Origin of the sequence: Microbacterium hatanonis (genome assembly GCF_008017415.1) — a bacterium.
In the GTDB taxonomy this organism is placed as follows: Bacteria; Actinomycetota; Actinomycetes; order Actinomycetales; family Microbacteriaceae; genus Microbacterium; species Microbacterium hatanonis.
The window spans coordinates 372,962-393,097 of record NZ_VRSV01000001.1 but is presented as its reverse complement, the minus strand read 5'-3'; the positions used below and the strand labels follow the sequence as shown (position 1 = coordinate 393,097).

Sequence of the window (20,136 nt, the reverse complement as noted above, 5' to 3'; positions counted from 1 at the left end):
TCCGTGCACGCGCGCCCCATCGATGAACCGCCTCGACACCGAAGGGCAGCGCGATCGGATGCTGCGACGACTGCCGGTAGGCTGGGAGGTCAGGGGCCTCTAGCTCAGTCGGTAGAGCATCGGACTTTTAATCCGCGGGTCGTGGGTTCGAGCCCCACGGGGCCCACCGCATTTTGACACCCTCGATCCATACTCCCGGCTGGGATCGCAGCGGTTCACGCCTCGCCGAAATGGCCGCGTGACAACAATCTGACAACACCCCGAGAGCCTTCTCCGACGTACCTGAGGCGTTCAGGGCTTTCCTCAACCCCAGTGGGAACCGCGGTATTCCCGTGGCAGCTGCAGCGTCGCTCACGAGGAATCGTTAGCTACACGTACGGTCGAAACGTGAGCACACCAGATGCCGTCGATATGTTGCGAGCGCAGCAGGCCGCGCTCGGCACGCAGGCCCTGTTCAACACCTTGGCCCATATGGGGGCTGTCTCGTCCCTGGGCACCGGGACCATCGTTTATGACGGTTCACGGGATCCCGACGGCGACCTAAACGAGGATCTCCGAGCCGTGGCGCTAGCAACGACCTTGGGAATGAAGAGTCTCGATAAGGCGCGCAAACAATTCGCGTCGCTTCCAGGCGCCGTCGAGCACCCGCCACGTGCCGCATACATTCAGGCTTACAAGCGCGCGATGTCACACGTCGAGTCCTGCAGGAGGTCGCTCCAAACGAACGAGCACGCGCCACTCACGGAAGGGATGTTCGCTGGATCGGTTGCGATGGAACGCCTCATCCACACAATGTTCTCCGCACACGTGCTTTATCAGCTTCGGTTGCGCATCGAGGCGGACGCCGTCGCACGAGTCGCACTCGAGCAGATCGCGTGGTCCGTCGCAGTCGCTCCACTAGATGATTTCGAGTCGGTGGCGAAGGTTCAGCCCCAACGGTCGATGTCGGCGATGAAGAGCCTTGTGACGCAACCGTCGGCAGGGCGTCTCTACAGCTACCTCAGCTCGTCAGCCCATGCCGGTATCGGCCAGCATCTGGCGGTGTTCGACGTAGACGACGATGGGCGAGGACTGATTCGTCACGGAGTGACGGACTGGGCAGGCTCCGCACAGGTCGTTATGTCGATCGCCGATCTGTGGGTCGTCGCGTATGAGTCCGTTCAGCACGATCACCTGTCGCGGTTGACGTCCGTCACCGGCGGACCTCCTTTCACCGCCGATCCGAAACGCCCCTTTCTCACGGAAATGATCGACACTATCAACGAGATTCGGCGTCTAGAGGAGGCGGATCCTGAGGATCACGGCGGAGGAACGAACCCATCGCCCCGATAGCAGTTGCGGTAGTGTTCAGCGCCCCCGAGACGGAGTCGAGATCGTCGTCGAACAGATCGGCGTAGGTGTCCAGCGTCATCGCGGCCGATGCGTGGCCCAGCATGCGCTGCACCGCCTTGACTTTGGCCCCGGCCGAGATCGCAAGGGAGGCGGCGGTGTGCCGCAGGTCGTGGGGCGTCCGCGCGGGGATGGGCGCGGCGGCTCCTCCCCCGCATCCACTGCAGCCTCGACGCGCGCGCCGTGCCGCGGGTCGCAGGTCCTGGGCCGTCGAGACTGTCATAGCGCTCACCTCATCGATGGGCGCCGGCGTACTGAGCTACATCACGCGAGGCCCTGACCTGATGGGCCAGTTCGCTCCGGCTGCGAAGAACGGACACCCCGGCCTAATCCTCCCGGCAGTCGAAGTTCCTATTCGGATCGCCTACCGGCCAGGCCCGGTAATGGTTCGCTTAGGCGGCATGCGGAGAGGTCCGCAACCTCGGCGGCTTGCGACGCTAACCCTGTCCTGGCGCTCCGTACATTCCACCGTCGGGGAGGGGTGGGCAGGTGGCGGTGTCGGTCTGCGCCGCGACCTCGGCCCTGACCGCGACGCCGTCGTCCTTCTTCGCGAGCGTGTAGACGATCCCTTCTTGCGAGCCGACGGCAGGAATGTAGCCGACGGCCGCTGAATCGATCGGCCCCCATTCTTCACTTGCCGGTCCGAAGTTAGTCGTTATGAGATCAGCGGTGGGATTCTGGATCAGCCAGTTGGCGACGTCGACAACGGTCGTTTTGGGAATCGCCCAGTACCCCTCCAGCTCCTCGTATGGGCCGCATGGCCAACCGGTGTACGAGTTGAAGCTGGCGGACGGGGTGTCTGTGCGAACGGCTCCCGGGGGGAGGTTTGCCGCGTCGAGCCACTCCTGAGCTTGGGCAAGCGCTGCTGCAGCACCACTTTCCGGCATGGTGGGCTCGCTTGACTCGACGGGAGTCGGCAACTCTTCGTTCGCACCGCTCCCGGCGACGTTCGCACCTGTCGCACAACCTGTCAGAGCAACGGTGAGGGTAAGGAATGCACTGGGGACCACAAGAGAGCTACGCCGCATGGTCAACACCGTAACGCCACGGGACGCATTGAAGAGCAGCGCGTAAACCGATTCTGCTTCTGAGCGCGGTCGGGAGAGAACGGGCGGTTTGCCGACTTCGCCTCCGAGGGTCTTGTGTGGGTGGTCGCGACGGTGCTTCGTTCAGGGCACCGCACGAGGATCGCCATCTGCACAAGTTGCGTCGGTGTGGCGTTATGCCGGAGGCTCTTCATCTGCCAGGGACGCGATTGCAGTTTCGTCTCCCATCGACGCAGCCAACCAACGCAAACTTAGATGCCTGCTGCTCGCGGCCCTGCTCAAGCAGGTCGATCGCAAGATTCCATGCGGAGTGGCCGTCTCCTAGTTCGATCGCGCGTCGGTAGATGTTCCCATTCCAGCCCCGCACGCCGTCGCGAGTGTGCGGGCCTCGCCCGGCCCCTAGGCTTGCGGCCATGAGCCAGACAGCGACGCGGCCCGCACCCGGAACTCGCCTGCGCGGCTTCTCCTCCGGCGTGATCCTGGTGCTGGGCGTGATGGTCATCCCGTTGGCGCTCGTGGCGGTCTTCAACAGCTACGACGCGCCCGACGCGGCGGCCTACGTGCGCATGGCGTTCGCGCAGGTCGCCGGGGCCACGATCGCCATCGGTACGGTCGCGGGTCTCGTCGTGCAGCGGATCATCCGGCGCAGCAGTGCCGGCGACGTCGCGTGGTTCGCATTCATCGCGCTCGTCGTCACCGCGTGGCAGGTCTCGAACCTGTCGCGCACCGCCGACTTCCTGCTCACCGGCCTCGGCCTCGGCGGCTGAGCGGGTTCTGACATCACCACACCACAGACACTTCGGCTCCATCGACTGAACACTGTCCGGTCGATAATCTCTCTGTCGCACGACCCGGGGGACATGTGACGAAGCGAGCAATCAGAGCAGCGGTCTCGTGGCTGCACGAGGTCGCCCCGCAGCTAGGTGACACCGCAACTTTCGCACAGGTCGATGTCGACACCCTGCTTCCCGTCCGCGGCACGCTTCAGCGACGTCTGGCGCGCGCGAGCGTCGAGATGTTCACGGCCGTCGCGCGAGACCCCGTACTGACGGAGCGGGGATTCTTCCTCGAACTTTCGATACCCGTCGAAAGCGAACTGGCCACGATCGTGGGGCCGGACACCGATGTCCTTACGTTGATCGACAAGGTGGCCTTCACCGGCAGCCTGCGCGGGCGATCGGTGCCCGGTTTCTACCTGTCGCAGAGAGCGCCGTCCGACCGGCTGGGTCCGAAGTTCCAGCAGCGCACCCGCCTCGTCGCGTCGGCCATGTCGGACACCGTGGTCCACCATCGGATGGAGCTCTGGGGCGATCGCGACGGCCCCTTCACTGACGACCGAGCAGACGCACTCGAATTCCGCGTCTACCCGTCGCTTGCGCACGCGGAGGCGGTCTTCCCGCAGCACCGACGGGCAACGCGCCAACCGCCCATCACGAACAGCGAGACGTCGATAGTGGGGACGGCGGAGAAGTGACGACCGCGAACCCGCCTCGGAGGTCAGGACAGACGGCGCTCAGACTGGGCGGTGCGGGGCTGTTGGCGACAGCGGCGATCGTCTACACGTTCATGTTCTACCTCCTTCAGCACGACGGCGGAGCGACCGCCAATTGCAACACCTCCGGAATGCGCTCGCCACTACCTATCTCCGATGTTTGGGAGCAACGCGTGAGCGGTGAGTTCACCTCTTTCCCTATCGGGCTCGCGTGCACCTTCTCGTATCCCGACGGACAGACCGGCACGGCCTACGTCGCCAGCTGGGATGCCACCGTGATCACCTACGGCGCCCTCGTCGGAGGGGTGCTCTGCTTCGGCAACCTGCTGCGCCGGCGACATCAGGATGCTGACTGAAGCCGAGGCCAGATCGGCGCGCCGTGGATACGGGCGGTGAACGGTCGGCGTACGGACTCCGATGCCGCGGCGGCGACAGCTGACCGACCGATAGGTTCGCGCTCGGGGAAGTCGCCTCTTCCCTCCCGGGGGAAGAGAGCTCGCAGATGTTCGGTGGAATGCGGCGCGCCCGCCTGTTCTCGGCGGCGGCGCTCGTCGCCGTCACTGCGGTGATCGCCGGTGTCGCGCCCGCGGCGAACGCGGCCGGCTGGACTCACATCTCGGGCACCGGTTCGACCTGGGCGCAGACCGCCCTCGATTGGGCACGCCGCGATGTCGCGGCGAGTACCGGCATGACCGTCAACTACTCCGGAATCGGCTCCAGCGCGGGCCGCGGAGACTTCGTCAATGGCACCGTCGACTTCGCCGTCAGCGAGCTGCCGTTCCAGTCGACTCCCGAGTATGGCGGCCCTCCTGAGCGTCCGACTCGCGGATACACCTACATCCCCGCCACGGCCGGCGGCACAGCCCTCGCCTACAACCTGCGCGTCGACGGGCGGAATTTCACCGACCTCCGCCTCTCCGGGCGCACGATCGCCGGGATCTTCTCGGGCACCATCGGCCGCTGGAACGACCCCGCGATCCTGGCCGACAACCCCCGCGTCAACCTGCCCGACAGCGCAATTACCCCCATTGTTCGCGCTGACAGCACCGGCTCCAGCGCATCATTCTCGCGCTGGCTCTCCAGGGAGTTCGGCGACGTCTGGACCGCCGGCAGCAGCTCGACCTTCCCGCTGCCCCGAAACGGCGTGGCGCAGTCGGGCTCGCTCGGCGTCTCCGGGTACGTGGCCCAGAGCTACGGCCAGGGTGCGATCACGTACGTCGAGAACTCCTACGCCACGCGCGCCGGGCTTTCGACCGTGAAGGTCCTCAACGCTGCGGGATACTACGTCGGGCCGACCGCGACGAACGTCTCGATCGCGCTGCTCGGAGCCGCAGTCGATGCCGACCAGACGCAGATCCTCGACGGCGTCTACGACAACCCCGACCCGCGGGCCTACCCGCTCTCGTCGTACGCCTATCTGATCGCGCCCACCGAGGTCGGCGGGATCTTCACGGCCGACAAGGGCCGCTCGCTCGCGGAATTCGCTCGCCACTTCCTCTGCGAGAGCCAGCAGCGAGCCGACTCGCTCGGCAACGCCCCGCTCCCGGTCAATCTCGTGCGAGCGGGTCTCGCGCAGGCTGCGCGCATACCGGGGGCGGATGCTGCGAGCCTCGGCATCGACGGATGCCGCAATCCCACGTTCCGCTCCGGTGAGACCAGCATCTCCGACAACGCCCTGACGCAGACAGCGCCCTACCCGCCCGCGTGCGACCGCATCGGCGCGGACTGCGTCACGACCGACGGGTCGGTCTGGCTCGAAGCATCCGTCCTCCCGGCGACGGACGGCGATCTGTCGCTCAGCGTGCCCACCGGCACGACGGTGGTCTTCGACGAACCCGCCATCGTCGACGGGCGCTCCGTCACGACCGGGTCGCTCCCCCGCTTCTCCGTCGTCGACGAGCGTCACGTGTCGCGTCCGGGTTACACCGTCCACAGCTCGGTCACCGACTTCATCTCGGGATCGCAGACCATCCCGGCCTCGGCTCTGACGTTGACCCCCGCGGTCGACGCAGGCAGCACCGCATCCGGGCTCGCGGCAGCGCCCGCCTTCACAGGCTCGTCAACGGGCGCCCTCTTCGCCGATGCGGCTCCGGGCGGCGGCATCGGAACGGCGGTCCTCACCGGCGGATTCCGGCTGATCGCGCCTCTCGACGCGGAGCCCGGCACATATCGCGCGAGGATGACCCTCACCATCGTCTCCCGCTGACGCAGTGAAAGGATGAGGCGTGCCTCACGTCGCCGCCCTCTACCGCTACCCCGTCAAAGGCTTCACACCCGAGCCTCGCCGTGACCTCGTCGTTCAGGCCGACGGACGCATCGCGGGCGACCGCGTGCTCGCGTTCCGCTTCGCCGGTGACGTCGAGCCGCGCGAGCAGGACGGCCTCGACTACTGGCCGAAGAGTCAGGGCCTCGCACTCATGGACTTCCCGTCGCTCGCTCGGCTGCGGCTGCGCCTCGACGACGAGACGCTGCGGGTCAGCATCCACGACGGAGACACCGAACTCGCCGAGGCCGGGCTCGACGACGCCGGCCGCGCCGAGCTCGAGCGGGCCGTATCGGCATTCGTCGCCGCCTCGAGCGACGCACGTCGCCTCCCCGCCGACGGCGTGCGCCTCGTGGGCGACGGTCGCACCTCGAGATTCCAAGACCGCCCGCGCGGCTACGTATCGCTCCACGGCTCGGCATCGGTCGCGGCGGTCGACGCCGCCGTCGACGCCCCCGTAGACGATCGACGCTTCCGTTCGAACATCATCGTCAGCGGCACCGAGCCCTGGGACGAACTGGCGTGGACCGGCCGCGTGCGCATCGGCGAGACGGAGTTCGAGGTGCAGCGACCCATCGGACGATGCGCCGCCATTATGGCGAACCCCGACACGGGCGTTCGCGACGTGCGACTGCTGCGCGTGCTCACGACCGCGTTCGACCAGGACGAGGCCACCCTCGGCATCCTGCTCCTCCCCGTCGACGGCGGTGGCGGCACCGTGCGCGTGGGCGACGACGTCTCTCCGGCCTAGCCCTTCACGACGGGCGTGCCTAGGCTCGCGGTATGTTCCCGCTCATCCCGTTCCTCTTCCTCGGCGGCCTCGTGACCGCGGGTGTCGTGTGGCGTCGACGACGAGACCGCGAAGCCGCCGAGGCTCCGCGCGACGATCTGCTCCGGGCAGGAACCGAGCCCGACCAGTCCCCCGAGGCGGCGTCGCGCCGCGCCGAGGGCAGGGCCGCGTGGATGCGTCCGAGCGGATTCTGACCCGTCAGCCGCGCGAGTCCACGACCTGAGCGCCGGCCGCGGCGATGTCGGTCAGAGCCGCTGCGCTGGAGTCGGGGTGCACCCCGGCGACGAGGTCGGTGAACACCCGCACACCGCGACCGGCGGCGAGGGCGTCGAGCGCCGAGGCCCGCACGCAGTAGTCGGTGGCGAGCCCCACGACGTCGATGTCACGGATGCCGTGGTCTTCCAACAGCTGCGCGGCCGTCGATCCGTCGTCGCCGATCCCCTCGAAGAGCGAGTAGGCGGGCTTGCCCTGACCCTTCTTCAGATGGTGAGTGACGGCCGAGGTGTCGAAGCCCTCGTCGTACTCGGCCCCGAAGGTGCCACCCACGCAGTGCACCGGCCAGGTGTCGATGAAGTCGGGCTGCCCCTCGGCGAAGTGCCCTCCGTTGTCGTTGTCTCCGTCGTGCCAGTCGCGCGACGCGACGACCAGCGCGTAATCCCCGGCGTGCTCGCCGAGGAACGCCGAGATGCGCTGCGCGACCGCGTCACCGCCCTCGACGCCGAGCGCTCCGTGCTCGGTGAAGTCGTTCTGGACGTCGACGATGAAGAGGGCGCGGGTCATCCTTCGAGCGTACGACGCACGCGCCTCCCCCGGCACTTACTCAGGCTGATCGCCGTGCGGGGCCCTCAGCGCCCGGCGTGTCGCCGGGGCGATCGCCGATGAGCCTGAGTTCGGGCTGACGTCGGGATCGGATGCGGCGGCGGCCGCCGCATCCGTCCGTCCGAGCTTCGACGGCCACCAGACGTGACGGCCGAGGTCGTAGGCGAGGGCGGGCACGAGCAGCGACCGCACCAGGAACGTGTCGAGCAGGACGCCGAAGGCGACGATGAACGCGATCTGGGCCAGGAACAGGATGGGGATGACGCCGAGCGCGGCGAAGGTCGCCGCCAGCACGAGACCGGCGGAGGTGATCACTCCCCCGGTCGCGACGAGCCCGCGGAGGATGCCCTGTCGCGTGCCGTGGGCGAGCGATTCCTCCCGCACGCGCGACATCAGGAAGATGTTGTAGTCCACACCGAGGGCGACCAGGAAGACGAAGCCGTACAACGGCACCGCAGGGTCTGCCCCCGGGAATCCGAACACTCCGTCGAAGACGAGCGCGCTCACGCCCAGCGCGGCGCCGAACGACAGGATCACGGTCGCGATGAGGATCACCGGCGCGACGATCGAGCGCAGCAGCAGCATGAGGATCAGCAGGATCACCGCGAGCACGACGGGGATGATCAGCGTGCGGTCTCGGATCGACGTGTCGTTCGAATCGACGTCGGTCGCGGTCTCGCCGCCCACGAAGGTCGTGTCGGACCCGAGCGCGTCATCGAGCGCGGCCCGCAGATCGCGCACCGTGTCTTCGGCCTCGAGCGAGTCGCTGGCGGAGGTCAGCGTGCCGCTGAGCAGCACCTCGCCGTCCGAGACGGTCGGCGTCGGCGCGGACGACCCGGGAGGACCGGCGGCGGTGTACACCGGCTCGCCGTTCTCGAGAGCGACGCCCACCTGCCCGGTGACCGAATCGGCGGATGCTGCGGAGATGTCCTCCACGCCGGGTGCCGCGTCGAGCACCTCGATCGCATCGGCGACTCGGCCCTCGGCGACGAGCACGTAGACCGGGCTTCCCGAACCCGCCGGAAAATGCTCGGCGAGCCGGTCCTGCCCGTCGCGTGCCGGGGAGGCACCGAGCACGAGGTCGCTCGACGGGACGCCGTCGGCCTTCAACTGGGTGACGCCCACCGAGGCACCGAGAAGCAGCACGATGCAGACGACCCAGACCGGACGGGAACGCCGGGCGATGAATCGGGCCAGGCGGGGCCAGATGCCCCTGGCCGCGCGGGTGAAGTCGGTCGGGATCGCGCTCGACCCCGGCTTCGGGATGAACGGCCAGAAGGCCGCCTTGCCGAAGACGGCCAGGAGCGCGGGGAGGAACGTCAGCGCCGAGAGCACGGCGAAGACGATTCCGATCGACGCGATCGGGCCGAGCGCGCGGTTCGTCGCGAGGTCGGACAGCAGCAGGCAGAGAAGGCCCGCGATGACCGTGCCGCCGGAGGCGAGGATCGGCTCGAACGCCCCGCGCCATGCCCGCGTCGTCGCGTCCCATCTCTTCTGCCCGTCTCCCACCGCCTCTCGGAAGCGCGCCACGTACAGCAGGGCGTAGTCGGTCGCCGCGCCGATGACGAGGATGAACAGGATGCCCTGCACCTGACCGTTCAACACGACGATCCCGGCCTTCGCCAGCCACCAGACCGTCAGCAGTGCGACGCAGAGAGCGAACGTCGACGTCAGCAGCACGAGGATCGGCAGGAGGGGTGACCGGTAGACCACGATGAGGATCACGAAGACGGCGCCGAGCGCGACCAGAAGCAGGAGGCCGTCGATCCCGGCGAAACCACCGACCAGGTCGGCGGTGAATCCGGCGGGCCCCGTCACCCACGCCTCGGTTCCGGTCGGCGACCGGGTCTCGACGAGAGCGCGGATCTGTTCGACGATCTCGGCGACCTCGCCGGTGCCGTCGATCGGCACGAAGATCTGGGCGGCGACGCCGTCGTCCGACACCACCGGCGGCGAGACGTCTCCGGCGACGCCGTCGAGGGCTCCGATGTCATCAGCGACGGTCTCGAGTTCTGCGAGCTGATCCGCGGTGAGTTCGCCCTCGTCGGCCGTCGCCACGACGAGGGCCGGGATGCTGTCGCTGCCGGTGAAGTCGGAGAGCCGCTCGTTCACCTGAGTGCTGTCGGCCGACTGGGGCAGGAACGACGAGCGGTCGTTCACGGCGACCTCGTCGACCTTGCCGAAGTACGGTCCGCCGACCGATCCCCCGACCAGCCAGACGAGGATCAGGACAGCCGGGATGCCGACGCGCAACCACCGGGAGGGAACGCGACGAGTGACATCGGGATGAGACATATCGCTAGCTTATCTAGCGACATGTGTCTCATGCCACTCGGTCGGCTGTCAGCCCGCCGCGAAGAGCGAGACGATCGAGACGACCAGCCCCGCGACACCGAGACCGATCAGCCCGAGGGCGAGCAGCACGAACGCGCGCACCGACGGGGAGCGTCGATGCAACCGCATCCGGTGCAGCGACCCGACGCGCACGAAGACATCGGCGGCATCGGCACTGCCGATCGCCTCGTCGTCGGCGGGTGTCAACGCGGCCTCGCCCACGCCGCCCTCGTCATCGAACCAGCGCGCGACTCGACGGTCGCCGAGATCCTCGATCACCGCGTGCACGGGAACCCACGTGCCGTCGGCGATGTACAGCACGAACGCCACACCGGCGAAGAGAGCGCCGGCTCCGAAGCCGATCCACGTGAAGATCTCGACGATCGCATCGACGGCCGACATGATCCTCCCCGGGATACGGGAAACGGGCCGCCGGAGCGGCCCGTTCGTCCGGAGCCACCTAAGGGAATCGAACCCTTGACCTATTCATTACGAGTGAATCGCTCTGCCGTCTGAGCTAAGGTGGCGCGCGTCGCTCGCGCGATGCACGATCACCGATATTACCTGCTCGCGGGCGATGCGCGAACCACGACCGTCACTCGCAACGGATGTCGGCGTCGGGAACCACTCCATCGACGAGGTACGCGACGACCGCGTCGTCGACGCAGGTGTTGCCCTTGTTGTAGCCGGTGTGCCCCTCGCCGACGCGGGTGACCAGCACCCCCGACTGCAGCTGATCAGCCAGTGACACCGCCCACTGGTAGGGGGTGGCGGGGTCGCTCGTGGTGCCGATCACGAGGATGGGCGCTGCCCCGTCTGCGGAGACGGGGCCCCGCGTACCGGTGGGCGGGTAGGGCCACTGCTCGCAGACGTCGGGGCCGCTGAAGTACTCGGCGGCGAGCGGTGCCACCTGCTCGAGCTCGGCCTGCGCCGCCTGCGTCTCGGCCTCGCCCGCGACGGGGTAGTCCATGCAGTTGTACGCCGGGAAGGCCTCTTCGGAATTGCCCACGTAGCCGCCGCCCTGGCGCTCGTTGTAGGCGTCGGCCAGTGTGAACGCCGGCGCGGGGTCGCCGTTCTGCACTCCCGTGAGCGTCACGCGCAGGTACGGCCAGCTCGCGGGCGAGTAGAGCGCGTTCAGCAGGGCGAGCATCAATGTGTCGGCGCCGAGCTCGCGCCCGTCCACCGCGACGAGCGGGCGGGCGTCGACAGAGGCGAACACGGCGTCGAGGTCGGCCGAGGCTTCGGCGAGCGTGCCGCGGAACGGGCAGTCGTCGTACGAGACGCATGAGGTCAGGAAGGCGTCGAGCGACCTCTGGAACCCCTCCATCTGGCCCACGCCGACCTGGGCGCCCGGGATGGAGGGATCGAGGGCGCCGTCGAGCACCATGCGGCCCACCCGGTCGGGGTGCAGCTGGGCGTAGGCGGCGCCGAGGGCCGTGCCCCAGGAGTAGCCGAGATAGTCGAGCGTCGTCTGACCCGTGACGGCGCGGAGCACGTCGAGGTCGCGCGCGGCGTTCTCGGTCGAGACGAAGGGGAGCAGCCCGTCGCTGTTCGCGTCGCAGGCGGCGGCGAACGCGGCGTCACGGGCCTCGAGCTCCGCCGTCCATTCGTCACTGCCGCGCGGAGCGTCGGGGATGTCGTACAGGTACTGGTCGAGGTCGGCCGTGTCGTAGCAGTCGACCGCCGTCGAGGCTCCGACGCCTCGGGGGTCGAACCCGATCACGTCATAGTTCTCGCGCAGCGGCGACCCGACGACGACGTCGAGAGCCTGCTGCAGGGTGTCGACGCCGCTGACCCCCGGCCCGCCCGGGTTGGTGAACAGCGATCCGATCGGCTCACCGCTGTCGGCCCTATGTCGGATGACGGCGATCTCGATCTCGCCCGCCGCAGGGGCGTTCCAGTCGCGCGGGACGCGCACGTTCGCGCAGTCGAACTGCTCCTCGGCCGCACAGGACTCCCACGCGACCTCCTGGCCGTAGAAGGGGAGCAGATCGGCCGAGACACCCGAGACGTCGGGGGTCACCGTGGGCGGCGGGGCCCACGAATCCGACGTGAACGCCGAGCATCCGCTCGCGACCAGCACGACCGAGGCCAGAACCGCGACGGCCGCAGCGATCCGGCTCCTCACCCGCGTCACGGCTCGCTGCCGTTCGCGACGGTGATCAGCATGCTCTCCAGCGCGAGGAGCGGGGCGACGTTCTGCTCGAGGTTGCGGCGCGTCACCGCGATCCGGTCGAGCACCGCCAGGGTGCGCGCGGCCGACCAGTCGGCCGCCACCGCACGCAGCTCGGTGGCGAGCTCGGGGTTGATCAGGTCGTGGTCGCGACCGAACTGCAGCAGCACGACGTCGCGGTAGAGCGCCTGCAGGTCGGTCAGAACGCGATCGATGCCGTCGCGCAGACTGCGGGTCGCGCGTCGCTTCTGATCGTCTTCGAGCTGGTTGACCTGCCCCCGCACCGCGGGCGGAACAGCAGCCCCCTCGGCGACCCCCATCGTGCGCAGCAGGGCCGCTCGCTCCTGCTCGTCGCGGACCGCGGTGAGCGCCTTGGCGTCGTCGGTCGCGACTCGCACGATCTGGCCCGCGACCTCGACCGCGTCGCCCACCCCGCGTACCCGCAGCACGGCCGCGAGCGTCTCGGCCCGCCGCGCGCGGGCGTCGGCGTCGGTCGCGAGCCGCTGGGCCATGCCGATGTGACGCTGGGCGTGCCGGGCCGACTCCACCGCGACCGCCCGGTCGACACCGGTGCGCTGCACGAGGAGGTCGGCGACGTCGTCGACCTCGGGCTCGCGCAGGCGCAGCACCCGCACGCGCGATCGGATCGTGGGCAGGAGATCGGCGTCGCTGGGAGCGCACAGCACCCACACGGTGCGCTCGGGGGGCTCCTCGAGCGCCTTGAGCAGAACGTTGGAGGTGCGCTCGGCCATGCGGTCGGCGTCTTCCATCACGATGACGCGGTACCGGCCGAGCGACGGCGAGAAGTACGAGCGCTCGACGAGCGCGCGCGCCTCCTTGATCGAGATGATCACGCCTTCGGTGCGAAGAGCCGTCATGTCGGGGTGCGTTCCCGCGAGCACCTGGTTCATCGCCGCCGTGTCGCCGGGCTCGGCGATCAGCGCCGCCCCGAAGGCGCGGGCCAGCGTCGAGCGTCCGGAGCCCGGCGGCCCCGTGATGAGCCACGCGTGCGCGAGGGCGGAGGGGTCGGATGCTGCGGTGCGCAGCGCGTGCACGGCCTCGTCCTGGCCCCACACGGCGTCCCACGGCGCACCGACTCCCACGGAGTCGATCACGGCACCAGACATGGCTACCACCCTAGACGCGGGTCGCGACAGCGCCGTCCGGCCGCGCAGCATCCACCCTCGTCACAGGACGGATGAGACGCGCTCGCGGATCGCGGCGGCGATCTCGTCGACAGGGCGGGACGCGTCGAGCACGAGGAAGCGCTCCGGTTCCGACGCGGCGAGCGCGAGGAAGGCCGACCGTACGCGGGCGTGGAAGTCGTGCTTCTCGGCCTCGAGGCGGTCGAACGGCTTGTCGTCGGCGTCGAGGCGGGCGCGGGCGGCGGTCGGATCGAGATCGAGCAGCACCGTCACCTGCGGCAGCAGACCGTCCGCGGCCCACAGCGACAGGTCGCGCACCTCATCCGCGTCGAGCACGCGGCCGGCGCCCTGGTACGCCACCGACGAGTCGAGGTAGCGGTCTTGGATCACGACCTCGCCGCGTGCGATCGCCGGTCTCACCACCGTCTCGATGTGGTGAGCGCGGTCGGCGGCGTACAGCAGCGCCTCGGCGCGCGGCGCCACGTCGCCGCGGTGGTGCAGCACGATGTCGCGGATGAGCACCCCGACCTCGGTGCCGCCCGGCTCGCGCGTGCGGACGACCGTGCGCCCCTGGCCCGCCAGCCACTCCTCGAGCAGGCGCGCCTGCGTCGTCTTGCCGACGCCGTCGCCGCCCTCGAGCGTGACGAACAGACCGGACGGAGAGGCTCCGGCCGACGTGACCTCGGTCACGAGGTCTTCTTCGGCGCCGCCTTCTTGGGCGCGGCCGCCTTCTTCGGAGCCGCCGCGGCCTTCTTCGCCGGCGCCTTCCGCGTGGTCGTGCGCTTGGGGGCAGGGCCCTTGGCGCGCTTGTCGGCGATCAGCTCGACCGCGCGTTCGAAGGTGATGTCGAGGGCGACCTCGCCGCGCGGAATCGTCGCGTTCGTCTCGCCGTCGGTGACATACGCGCCGAACCGGCCGTCCTTCAGGCGGATCGGCTTGCCGCTGACGGGATCGTTGTCGAACTCCTTCAGCGCGCTCGAGGCACGGCGCGCGCCGTACTTCGGCTCGGCGTACTTCGCCAGCGCCTCCTCGAGCGTCACGTCGAAGATCTGCTGCTCGCTGTCGAGCGAGCGCGAGTCGGTGCCCTTCTTGAGGTAGGGCCCGAAGCGTCCGTTCTGCGCCGTGATCTCCTCCCCCGACTCGGGGTCGGCGCCGACGACGCGCGGAAGCGTGAGCAGGCGCAGGGCGGTTTCGAGATCGAGGGTGTCGACCGACATCGACTTGAACAGCGACGCCGTGCGGGGCTTGGGCGCCTCGACCTTCTTGGCACCGCGCTTCTTCGGCGCCTCGACGACCTCGCCGGTCGCCGCGTCGACGTTCTCGGGCTCTTCGGGCTCGAGCTCCTGCACGTACGGCCCGTACCGGCCGTCCTTCACGACGATGAGCTTGCCGTTCTCGGGGTTCTCGCCGAGCACGCGGTCGCCGGCGACGGGAGCGTCGATGAGCTCCTGCGCCTTCTCGGCGGTGAGCTCGTCGGGCGCGAGGTCTTCGGGCACGTTGACGATACGGGGCTTCGCCTCGGGGTCGGCCGACTCGGCGATCTCGAGGTAGGGCCCGTACTTGCCGAAGCGCAGCACCGCAGCATCCGTGATGCGCGTCGAGTTCAGTTCGCGCGCATCGATCTCGCCGAGGTTGTCGACGATGTTGCGCAGGCCCACCTGGTCTTCGGAGCCGAAGTAGAACGACTTGAGCCACGCACCGCGGCCCTGCTCACCCCGCGCGATGCGGTCGAGGTCGTCTTCGAGGGCGGCGGTGAAGTCGTAGTCGACGAGGTCGGCGAAGTGCTCCTCGAGCAGACGCACGACGCTGAACGCGAGCCAGCTCGGCACGAGGGCCTGCCCGCGCTTGCTGACGTAGCCGCGGTCGAGGATCACGTCGATGATGCTCGCGAAGGTCGAGGGGCGTCCGATGCCCTTCTCCTCGAGTGCCTTGACGAGGCTCGCCTCGGTGTAGCGCGGCTTCGGCGAGGTCGCGTGGCCCTTGGGCTCGACGTCGCGGACGTCGAGCGTGTCGCCGACGGCGACGGCCGGCAACGATTGGTCGTCGCTGGAATCGGTGGCGTTGCGCTTCTCGTCGCTGCCCTCCTCGTAGGCCTCGAGGAAGCCCTTGAAGGTGTAGACGGTGCCGGACGCGGTGAACTCCGCGGCCTTCTCCCCCGCCTGCACGACGAGGGTGACGGTCGTCGTCTCGTACTTCGCGTCGGACATCTGGCTGGCGACGGTGCGCTTCCAGATGAGGTCGTACATCTTCTGCTCGTCGCGGTCGAGCCCGCCCGAGACCGACGACGGCGTGCGGAAGTGCTCACCCGACGGGCGGATGGCCTCGTGTGCCTCCTGCGCGTTCTTGGCGTTGTTGCGGTAGGTGCGGGGGTTCGCCGGAACGGCCTTGTCGCCGTACAGCGTGACGGCCTGCTCGCGCGCGGCCGAGATCGCCTGCGCCGACAGCGCCGTCGAGTCGGTACGCATATAAGTGATGTACCCCTTCTCGTAGAGACGCTGGGCGACGCTCATCGCGTGCTTCGCGCTCATCGAGAGCTTGCGTCCGGCCTCCTGCTGGAGGGTCGACGTCGTGAAGGGGGGCTTCGGGCTGCGCGTGCCGGGCTTCGCCTCGACGCTGGAGACGGAGGCCACACCAGCCGCTTCGATCGCCGCGGCGAGTTCGCGCGCGCCGGCCTCGTCGAGGACGACGACGGCCTTCTTGAGCGTTCCCCGGTCGTCGAAGTCGCCACCGCGGGCCAGGGGCGCGCCGTCGAGGCGGGCCAGACGGGTCGTGAACGACGATGCGCCCTTGGCGGCGAGCGCCTCGACGTCCCAGTAGGAGGCCGAGACGAACGCCATGCGCTCGCGCTCGCGCTCGACGACCATGCGGGTGGCGGCGGACTGCACGCGGCCGGCGCTGAGTGCAGCGCCCTCGCGGCCGGAGCCGACCTTCCGCCAGAGCACCGGCGAGACGTCCCAGCCGTACAGACGGTCGAGCACGCGGCGGGTCTCCTGGGCGTCGACGAGGGCGAGGTCGAGCTCGCGGGTGTTCTCGGCGGCGGCGCGGATGGCGTCCTTCGTGATCTCGTGGAAGACCATGCGCTTGACGGGGACCTTGGGCTTGAGCACCTCGAGCAGGTGCCACGCGATGGCTTCGCCCTCGCGGTCTTCATCAGTGGCGAGCAGCACCTCGTCGGCGGTCTTCAGGGCGCGCTTGAGTTCGGCGACGGTCTTCGTCTTGCGGTCGTTGACCACGTAGAAGGGGTCGAAGTCGTTGTCGACGTCGATCGAGTACTTGCCGTACGCCGCCTTCTTCTCGACGGGGATGTCCTTCTTGCTCGCGAGGTCGCGGATGTGACCGACCGAGCTCAACACCTCGTAGTCGTCACCGAGGTACCCCTGGATCGACTTCATCTTCGTGGGGGACTCGACGATGACGAGCTTCTTGCCGTGTGCCACTGGGGTCCTTTCGTCGTTGCACACCATACACACGAGTTGTGAGCAGAGGCCGTTCGTTGCTCTCAGGGCGCGGCGGTAGGAGGAGGACCGGCACGAGCCGAGACGGATGCGGCGAGCGCTCCGAACGGCGCCGAGACCGTCACCGTGGCGACCAGCCCGTCGAGATCGCATCTCGTCACGGTGGCCCCGGCGGAGGCGGCGACCTCGGCGGCACGGTCGCACGGGACGCCCGTGACCGCACCGCTGGCGGCATCGGCCGCGGCGAGGGCCGCAGCATCCGCCGCTCCCGACAGTCGCTGGGTGTGCACCGACGCCGCACCCACGACGGCGAGCGCCGCCGTGACGACGATCGCGCCGGCCATCACGCCGACGCCGGCGACCGTGCCGGCCATCAGATCCCGCCGGCCAGTGCGCAGGACGTCGCGGTCAGGTCGGGGAGCGGGAGGGCGAGCGGCGCCGACGCCGTCGCGACGACGCACATCAGGTCACCGCGCTGCTGGATCTCGGCCGCGCCTCCCGCCGAGCCGACGATCGCGTGTGCGCGCCCCGGGTCGTCGCCGCGCGCGATGATCCTCGCGGCATCGGCCGCCGCATCCTCGAGGCGCACCTGCCGCGCGCCGGCGGCCAGCGCACCCACCCCGAGAGTCACCACGAGCACGATCGCGGGGAGGACGACGGCGAACTCCGCGGTGACCGAGCCGCGGTCGCCGAGGCGCCGACGCCGGGGCGCCGCGGAGTCCCCGCTCATTCGAAGGTCAGCGCACGTCGCACGAGATCGGTCAGGATGCCGCGCACCTCGTCGGAGCGCATGATCACGACGAGGAGGCCGGCGAACGCGACGGCGGCCATCGTGGCGATCGCGTACTCCGCGGTGGCGGCCCCGGCGTCGTCGCCGAACAGCTGCGCCGCACGGCGCCGCGTGAGGGTGGGGATGTCGTCGTCCGTCGCTGCGCCGTCGGCGGCCGCCGCGGCGTCGGGGTCGGAGGTCGGGGTGTCGGTCATGCGTACTCCTTCATGGGTGGGTGAGACGGGTGGGCACGGACGATGGCGTGTCAGACGACGAGCACGCCGGAGGACAGGATGCTGAGCAGCATCGGTGCGACCCCGAGCAGCAGGAACGCGGGGAGCGTGCAGACCCCGAGCGGGAGCAGCAGCTTCGACGACAGCTCGGCCGCGCGCAGCCGACCATCGGTGCGAGCGCGGTGACGTGCGAGCCACGCCGACGAGCGGAGGAGCTCGACGGCCGGGACGCCGGCCGTCGTCGAGAGCGCGAGGATCTCGTCGACCTCGCCGTCGCGCATCTCGGTCGCGCCGCGGACGAGTGCCCGTGCCCGCTCGACCGGCGCGCCGCCGCTGAGGGCGATCGCCGTGAGCTCGGCGTCGATGCCGGGGATACCGCCCTCGGGGTGGGCGCGGCGCACGAGCGCGGCGCTCCAGCGGCGCGCAACGACGATGAGGACGATCCCGACGAGAAGGCAGACGACGCCGATCGGGTTCGCGGCGAGCACGGTGACGGTGTCGAATCCGAGGACGAGTCCGAGAGCGATGGCGACGAGCGGCAGCCAGCTCATGAGGCGCGCGGTGGCGGCGGGCTCGGCGAGGGCGACCCGCACCTCGTCGGCCGCCTGCTGGCCGTCGCGCAGGGCGGCGGCGACGTCGCGGAGGCTCTGCGCCAGCGGCGCTCCGACGGTGGTCGCAACGCCCCAGGCCGCCCCCACGTCGCGCCATGGTCCGCCCGCCGACGCGAGCGCGTCGGAGGCGTCGTCGCCCGCGGCGATGGCGGAGCAGACCGTCGCGGCCACGGCGTCGCCCGCGTCGGCGAGGAACGTCCATGCCCGCGACGGCGCCACCCCGGCCGCCAGGAGCACCGAGAGCCGCAGCACCGCCTCGGCGGTGGCCGCCGCATCCGGCTCTCCGTCTTTCACTCGCCGCATCAGGAGGCCCACGGCAGCCCTTCGACGGTGAGCCGATCGTCGCGCAGCACCGGTCGAGCGGCGCCTACGACCCGGCGAGTCCCGTCGGTATCGCGCGCGAGATGCACGATGCAGCCGATCGCGCTCACGACCTGACGCGCGAGCGAACGGTCGTCGAGACCGGCGAGCGCGCCGAGGGCCTCGAGCCGGGCGGGTACGTCGTCCAGCCCATTGGCGTGCACGGTTCCGGCGCCGCCCTCGTGGCCGGTGTTGAGGGCTCCGAGGAGGTCGCGCACCTCGGCGCCGCGACACTCGCCGACCACCAGCCTGTCGGGGCGCATGCGCAGAGCTTCGCGCACGAGTCGCGCCAGATCGACGCCGCCGGCCCCCTCGAGGTTCGGCTGGCGCGCCTCGAGGGCAACGTGGTGGGGGTGGCGCAGCCGCAGCTCGGCGACGTCTTCGATCGTGACGATGCGGTCGGTCTCGGGCGCACGCGACAGCAGTGCCGACAGGAGCGTGGTCTTGCCCGCCCCGCCCGCGCCGGTGACGAGAACGTTCGTCCGCTCGGCTACGAGCCGATCGAGCGCTGTCGCGCCGGCCGCGTCGACCATGCCGCCACGGGCGAGGTCGTCGAGGTCGGGCAACGTGATCCTCGGCACGCGGATCGAGATCGAGGTGCCGCGGTGCGCGATCGGCGCGAGCACCGCATGCACCCGCAGTCCTCGGCCGAGACGCACGTCGACGCACGGCGTCGCGTCGTCGATATGGCGCCCGCCGAGGCCGATCAGCGCGACAGCGAGGTCACGCACGTCGTTCTCGCCCGCGTGCCACTCCCGGACGCGCCGGGGCCCGTCACCGCGGTCGACGAAGAGACCGGCGTCGCCGTTGACGAACAGGTCGGTCACGTCGGGATCGTCGAGGTAGCGCCCGAACGACTGGAGCAGCGGATGCCGCGAGACGAGGCCCTCGTCGATCGGCGCGATCTCGTCACGGAGAGCGGGGACGACGACGGGTACGAGCGAGACGGGCTCGCTCGATCCGGCGCGCGGATGGTGCGGACGCGGGGTGACGACGAAGGGGACGACCATCCGTCGACCGTAGGAAGAAGCATCCGCTCATCGCAGACTATCGAGGGTCGCGGTGGAGAACACGCCACCCCGCGGCACTGGGGAGGAGCGCCGGGACAAAGAGAAGGCGGCACCTCATAGGGGGGTATGAGGTGCCGCCACGCAGCACGCACGATTGGGGGGGTGCGCGCGCCGCGAATGCCAGAATCGAAGTTCGGCTGCCATCGATCCTATGCCCAATCAGAGATGAACGTGATCGACGCGCGCG

Annotated in this window: 20 protein-coding genes, 2 tRNA genes and 1 pseudogene; 8 read left to right on the top strand and 15 right to left on the bottom strand. The window is 69.6% G+C overall.

Features of this window, described 5'->3' with window-relative positions; translation table 11 throughout:
* The first annotated feature begins 93 nt into the window (after nucleotides 1–93).
* A tRNA-Lys gene (locus FVP77_RS01895) sits at nucleotides 94–166 on the top strand.
* 221 nt (nucleotides 167–387) lie between these two features.
* Nucleotides 388–1,332, top strand: a complete 945-nt coding sequence (locus tag FVP77_RS01890; RefSeq protein ID WP_147892997.1) for a hypothetical protein — start codon at nucleotides 388–390, stop codon at nucleotides 1,330–1,332.
* Here FVP77_RS01890 and FVP77_RS01885 read toward each other — a convergent pair.
* A pseudogene (locus tag FVP77_RS01885) lies at nucleotides 1,259–1,522 on the bottom strand (tyrosine-type recombinase/integrase); the annotation flags it as partial. The gene FVP77_RS01890 and the pseudogene FVP77_RS01885 overlap by 74 nt on opposite strands.
* Before the next feature lie 304 nt (nucleotides 1,523–1,826).
* Entirely contained in the window at nucleotides 1,827–2,276 is a 450-nt protein-coding gene (locus FVP77_RS01880; RefSeq protein ID WP_147892996.1) for a hypothetical protein, read from the bottom strand.
* A 572-nt stretch (nucleotides 2,277–2,848) separates the two neighbouring features.
* Between FVP77_RS01880 and FVP77_RS01875 the strand changes: the two genes are divergently transcribed.
* The 6 genes from FVP77_RS01875 to FVP77_RS01850 all read left to right on the top strand — a co-directional run bounded on the left by FVP77_RS01875 (nucleotide 2,849) and on the right by FVP77_RS01850 (nucleotide 7,174).
* Nucleotides 2,849–3,202, top strand: coding sequence for a hypothetical protein (locus FVP77_RS01875; RefSeq protein ID WP_147892995.1), 354 nt, complete (start codon nucleotides 2,849–2,851; stop codon nucleotides 3,200–3,202).
* Nucleotides 3,203–3,297: 95 nt separating this feature from the next.
* Nucleotides 3,298–3,909, top strand: a complete 612-nt coding sequence (locus FVP77_RS01870; protein ID WP_147892994.1) for a hypothetical protein — start codon at nucleotides 3,298–3,300, stop codon at nucleotides 3,907–3,909.
* A complete protein-coding gene (locus FVP77_RS01865) occupies nucleotides 3,906–4,283 on the top strand; it encodes a hypothetical protein (RefSeq protein ID WP_147892993.1) in 378 nt (125 codons plus the stop codon). The genes FVP77_RS01870 and FVP77_RS01865 overlap by 4 nt, the downstream gene beginning before the upstream one ends.
* 158 nt (nucleotides 4,284–4,441) lie before the next feature.
* Nucleotides 4,442–6,133 carry a substrate-binding domain-containing protein gene (locus FVP77_RS01860; RefSeq protein ID WP_187266778.1) on the top strand — a complete coding sequence of 564 codons (1,692 nt, stop codon included), beginning with the start codon at nucleotides 4,442–4,444 and terminating at the stop codon, nucleotides 6,131–6,133.
* Nucleotides 6,134–6,152: 19 nt separating this feature from the next.
* Nucleotides 6,153–6,941, top strand: a complete 789-nt coding sequence (locus tag FVP77_RS01855; protein ID WP_147892991.1) for an MOSC domain-containing protein — start codon at nucleotides 6,153–6,155, stop codon at nucleotides 6,939–6,941.
* A 32-nt stretch (nucleotides 6,942–6,973) separates the two neighbouring features.
* Nucleotides 6,974–7,174, top strand: coding sequence for a hypothetical protein (locus FVP77_RS01850; RefSeq protein WP_147892990.1), 201 nt, complete (start codon nucleotides 6,974–6,976; stop codon nucleotides 7,172–7,174).
* 4 nt (nucleotides 7,175–7,178) lie between these two features.
* Here FVP77_RS01850 and FVP77_RS01845 read toward each other — a convergent pair whose 3' ends face one another.
* The 13 genes from FVP77_RS01845 to FVP77_RS01785 all read right to left on the bottom strand — a co-directional run bounded on the left by FVP77_RS01845 (nucleotide 7,179) and on the right by FVP77_RS01785 (nucleotide 19,889).
* Nucleotides 7,179–7,760 (bottom strand): isochorismatase family protein, encoded by a 582-nt coding sequence (locus FVP77_RS01845; protein ID WP_147892989.1) that lies wholly within the window; start codon nucleotides 7,758–7,760, stop codon nucleotides 7,179–7,181.
* 36 nt (nucleotides 7,761–7,796) lie between these two features.
* The gene (locus tag FVP77_RS01840) at nucleotides 7,797–10,094 is read right to left on the bottom strand and encodes an MMPL family transporter (RefSeq protein ID WP_147892988.1); all 2,298 of its coding nucleotides are present in this window, start codon (nucleotides 10,092–10,094) and stop codon (nucleotides 7,797–7,799) included.
* A gap of 48 nt (nucleotides 10,095–10,142) precedes the next feature.
* Entirely contained in the window at nucleotides 10,143–10,535 is a 393-nt protein-coding gene (locus tag FVP77_RS01835; RefSeq protein ID WP_246133937.1) for a hypothetical protein, read from the bottom strand.
* 52 nt (nucleotides 10,536–10,587) lie between these two features.
* Nucleotides 10,588–10,660: transfer RNA gene (locus tag FVP77_RS01830), tRNA-Thr, on the bottom strand.
* 68 nt (nucleotides 10,661–10,728) lie between these two features.
* Entirely contained in the window at nucleotides 10,729–12,261 is a 1,533-nt protein-coding gene (locus FVP77_RS01825) for an alpha/beta hydrolase (protein WP_342779723.1), read from the bottom strand.
* A 5-nt stretch (nucleotides 12,262–12,266) separates the two neighbouring features.
* The gene (locus FVP77_RS01820) at nucleotides 12,267–13,433 is read right to left on the bottom strand and encodes a DNA polymerase III subunit delta' (protein ID WP_147892985.1); all 1,167 of its coding nucleotides are present in this window, start codon (nucleotides 13,431–13,433) and stop codon (nucleotides 12,267–12,269) included.
* Between the two features lie 60 nt (nucleotides 13,434–13,493).
* Nucleotides 13,494–14,141 carry a dTMP kinase gene (tmk, locus tag FVP77_RS01815; protein ID WP_147892984.1) on the bottom strand — a complete coding sequence of 216 codons (648 nt, stop codon included), beginning with the start codon at nucleotides 14,139–14,141 and terminating at the stop codon, nucleotides 13,494–13,496.
* On the bottom strand, nucleotides 14,138–16,888 hold the full coding sequence (gene topA, locus FVP77_RS01810; protein WP_147892983.1) for a type I DNA topoisomerase: 2,751 nt from the start codon (nucleotides 16,886–16,888) through the stop codon (nucleotides 14,138–14,140). Before topA ends, tmk begins: the two co-directional genes overlap by 4 nt.
* A gap of 62 nt (nucleotides 16,889–16,950) precedes the next feature.
* A complete protein-coding gene (locus FVP77_RS01805) occupies nucleotides 16,951–17,280 on the bottom strand; it encodes an Rv3654c family TadE-like protein (protein ID WP_147892982.1) in 330 nt (109 codons plus the stop codon).
* Complete coding sequence (locus FVP77_RS01800) at nucleotides 17,280–17,636, bottom strand: TadE family type IV pilus minor pilin (protein ID WP_187266777.1); 357 nt, start codon at nucleotides 17,634–17,636, stop codon at nucleotides 17,280–17,282. Before FVP77_RS01800 ends, FVP77_RS01805 begins: the two co-directional genes overlap by 1 nt.
* Complete coding sequence (locus FVP77_RS01795; protein WP_246133936.1) at nucleotides 17,633–17,890, bottom strand: DUF4244 domain-containing protein; 258 nt, start codon at nucleotides 17,888–17,890, stop codon at nucleotides 17,633–17,635. The genes FVP77_RS01800 and FVP77_RS01795 overlap by 4 nt, the downstream gene beginning before the upstream one ends.
* A 50-nt stretch (nucleotides 17,891–17,940) precedes the next feature.
* Nucleotides 17,941–18,822, bottom strand: coding sequence for a type II secretion system F family protein (locus tag FVP77_RS01790; protein ID WP_147892981.1), 882 nt, complete (start codon nucleotides 18,820–18,822; stop codon nucleotides 17,941–17,943).
* The gene (locus FVP77_RS01785) at nucleotides 18,822–19,889 is read right to left on the bottom strand and encodes a TadA family conjugal transfer-associated ATPase (protein WP_147892980.1); all 1,068 of its coding nucleotides are present in this window, start codon (nucleotides 19,887–19,889) and stop codon (nucleotides 18,822–18,824) included. Before FVP77_RS01785 ends, FVP77_RS01790 begins: the two co-directional genes overlap by 1 nt.
* Nucleotides 19,890–20,136: the final 247 nt, after the last annotated feature.

Bases quoted from the DNA above. Each gene is read 5' to 3' on its own strand.
- FVP77_RS01850 (WP_147892990.1), top strand. From the start codon at position 6,974: ATGTTCCCGCTCATCCCGTTCCTCTTCCTCGGCGGCCTCGTGACCGCG.
- FVP77_RS01840 (WP_147892988.1), bottom strand. From the start codon at position 10,094: ATGTCTCATCCCGATGTCACTCGTCGCGTTCCCTCCCGGTGGTTGCGC.
- FVP77_RS01845 (WP_147892989.1), bottom strand. From the start codon at position 7,760: ATGACCCGCGCCCTCTTCATCGTCGACGTCCAGAACGACTTCACCGAG.
- FVP77_RS01785 (WP_147892980.1), bottom strand. From the start codon at position 19,889: ATGGTCGTCCCCTTCGTCGTCACCCCGCGTCCGCACCATCCGCGCGCC.
- FVP77_RS01820 (WP_147892985.1), bottom strand. From the start codon at position 13,433: ATGTCTGGTGCCGTGATCGACTCCGTGGGAGTCGGTGCGCCGTGGGAC.
- FVP77_RS01880 (WP_147892996.1), bottom strand. From the start codon at position 2,276: ATGCCGGAAAGTGGTGCTGCAGCAGCGCTTGCCCAAGCTCAGGAGTGG.
- FVP77_RS01875 (WP_147892995.1), top strand. From the start codon at position 2,849: ATGAGCCAGACAGCGACGCGGCCCGCACCCGGAACTCGCCTGCGCGGC.
- FVP77_RS01835 (WP_246133937.1), bottom strand. From the start codon at position 10,535: ATGTCGGCCGTCGATGCGATCGTCGAGATCTTCACGTGGATCGGCTTC.
- FVP77_RS01795 (WP_246133936.1), bottom strand. From the start codon at position 17,890: ATGACCGACACCCCGACCTCCGACCCCGACGCCGCGGCGGCCGCCGAC.
- FVP77_RS01860 (WP_187266778.1), top strand. From the start codon at position 4,442: ATGCGGCGCGCCCGCCTGTTCTCGGCGGCGGCGCTCGTCGCCGTCACT.
- FVP77_RS01805 (WP_147892982.1), bottom strand. From the start codon at position 17,280: ATGGCCGGCACGGTCGCCGGCGTCGGCGTGATGGCCGGCGCGATCGTC.
- FVP77_RS01790 (WP_147892981.1), bottom strand. From the start codon at position 18,822: ATGCGGCGAGTGAAAGACGGAGAGCCGGATGCGGCGGCCACCGCCGAG.
- FVP77_RS01800 (WP_187266777.1), bottom strand. From the start codon at position 17,636: ATGAGCGGGGACTCCGCGGCGCCCCGGCGTCGGCGCCTCGGCGACCGC.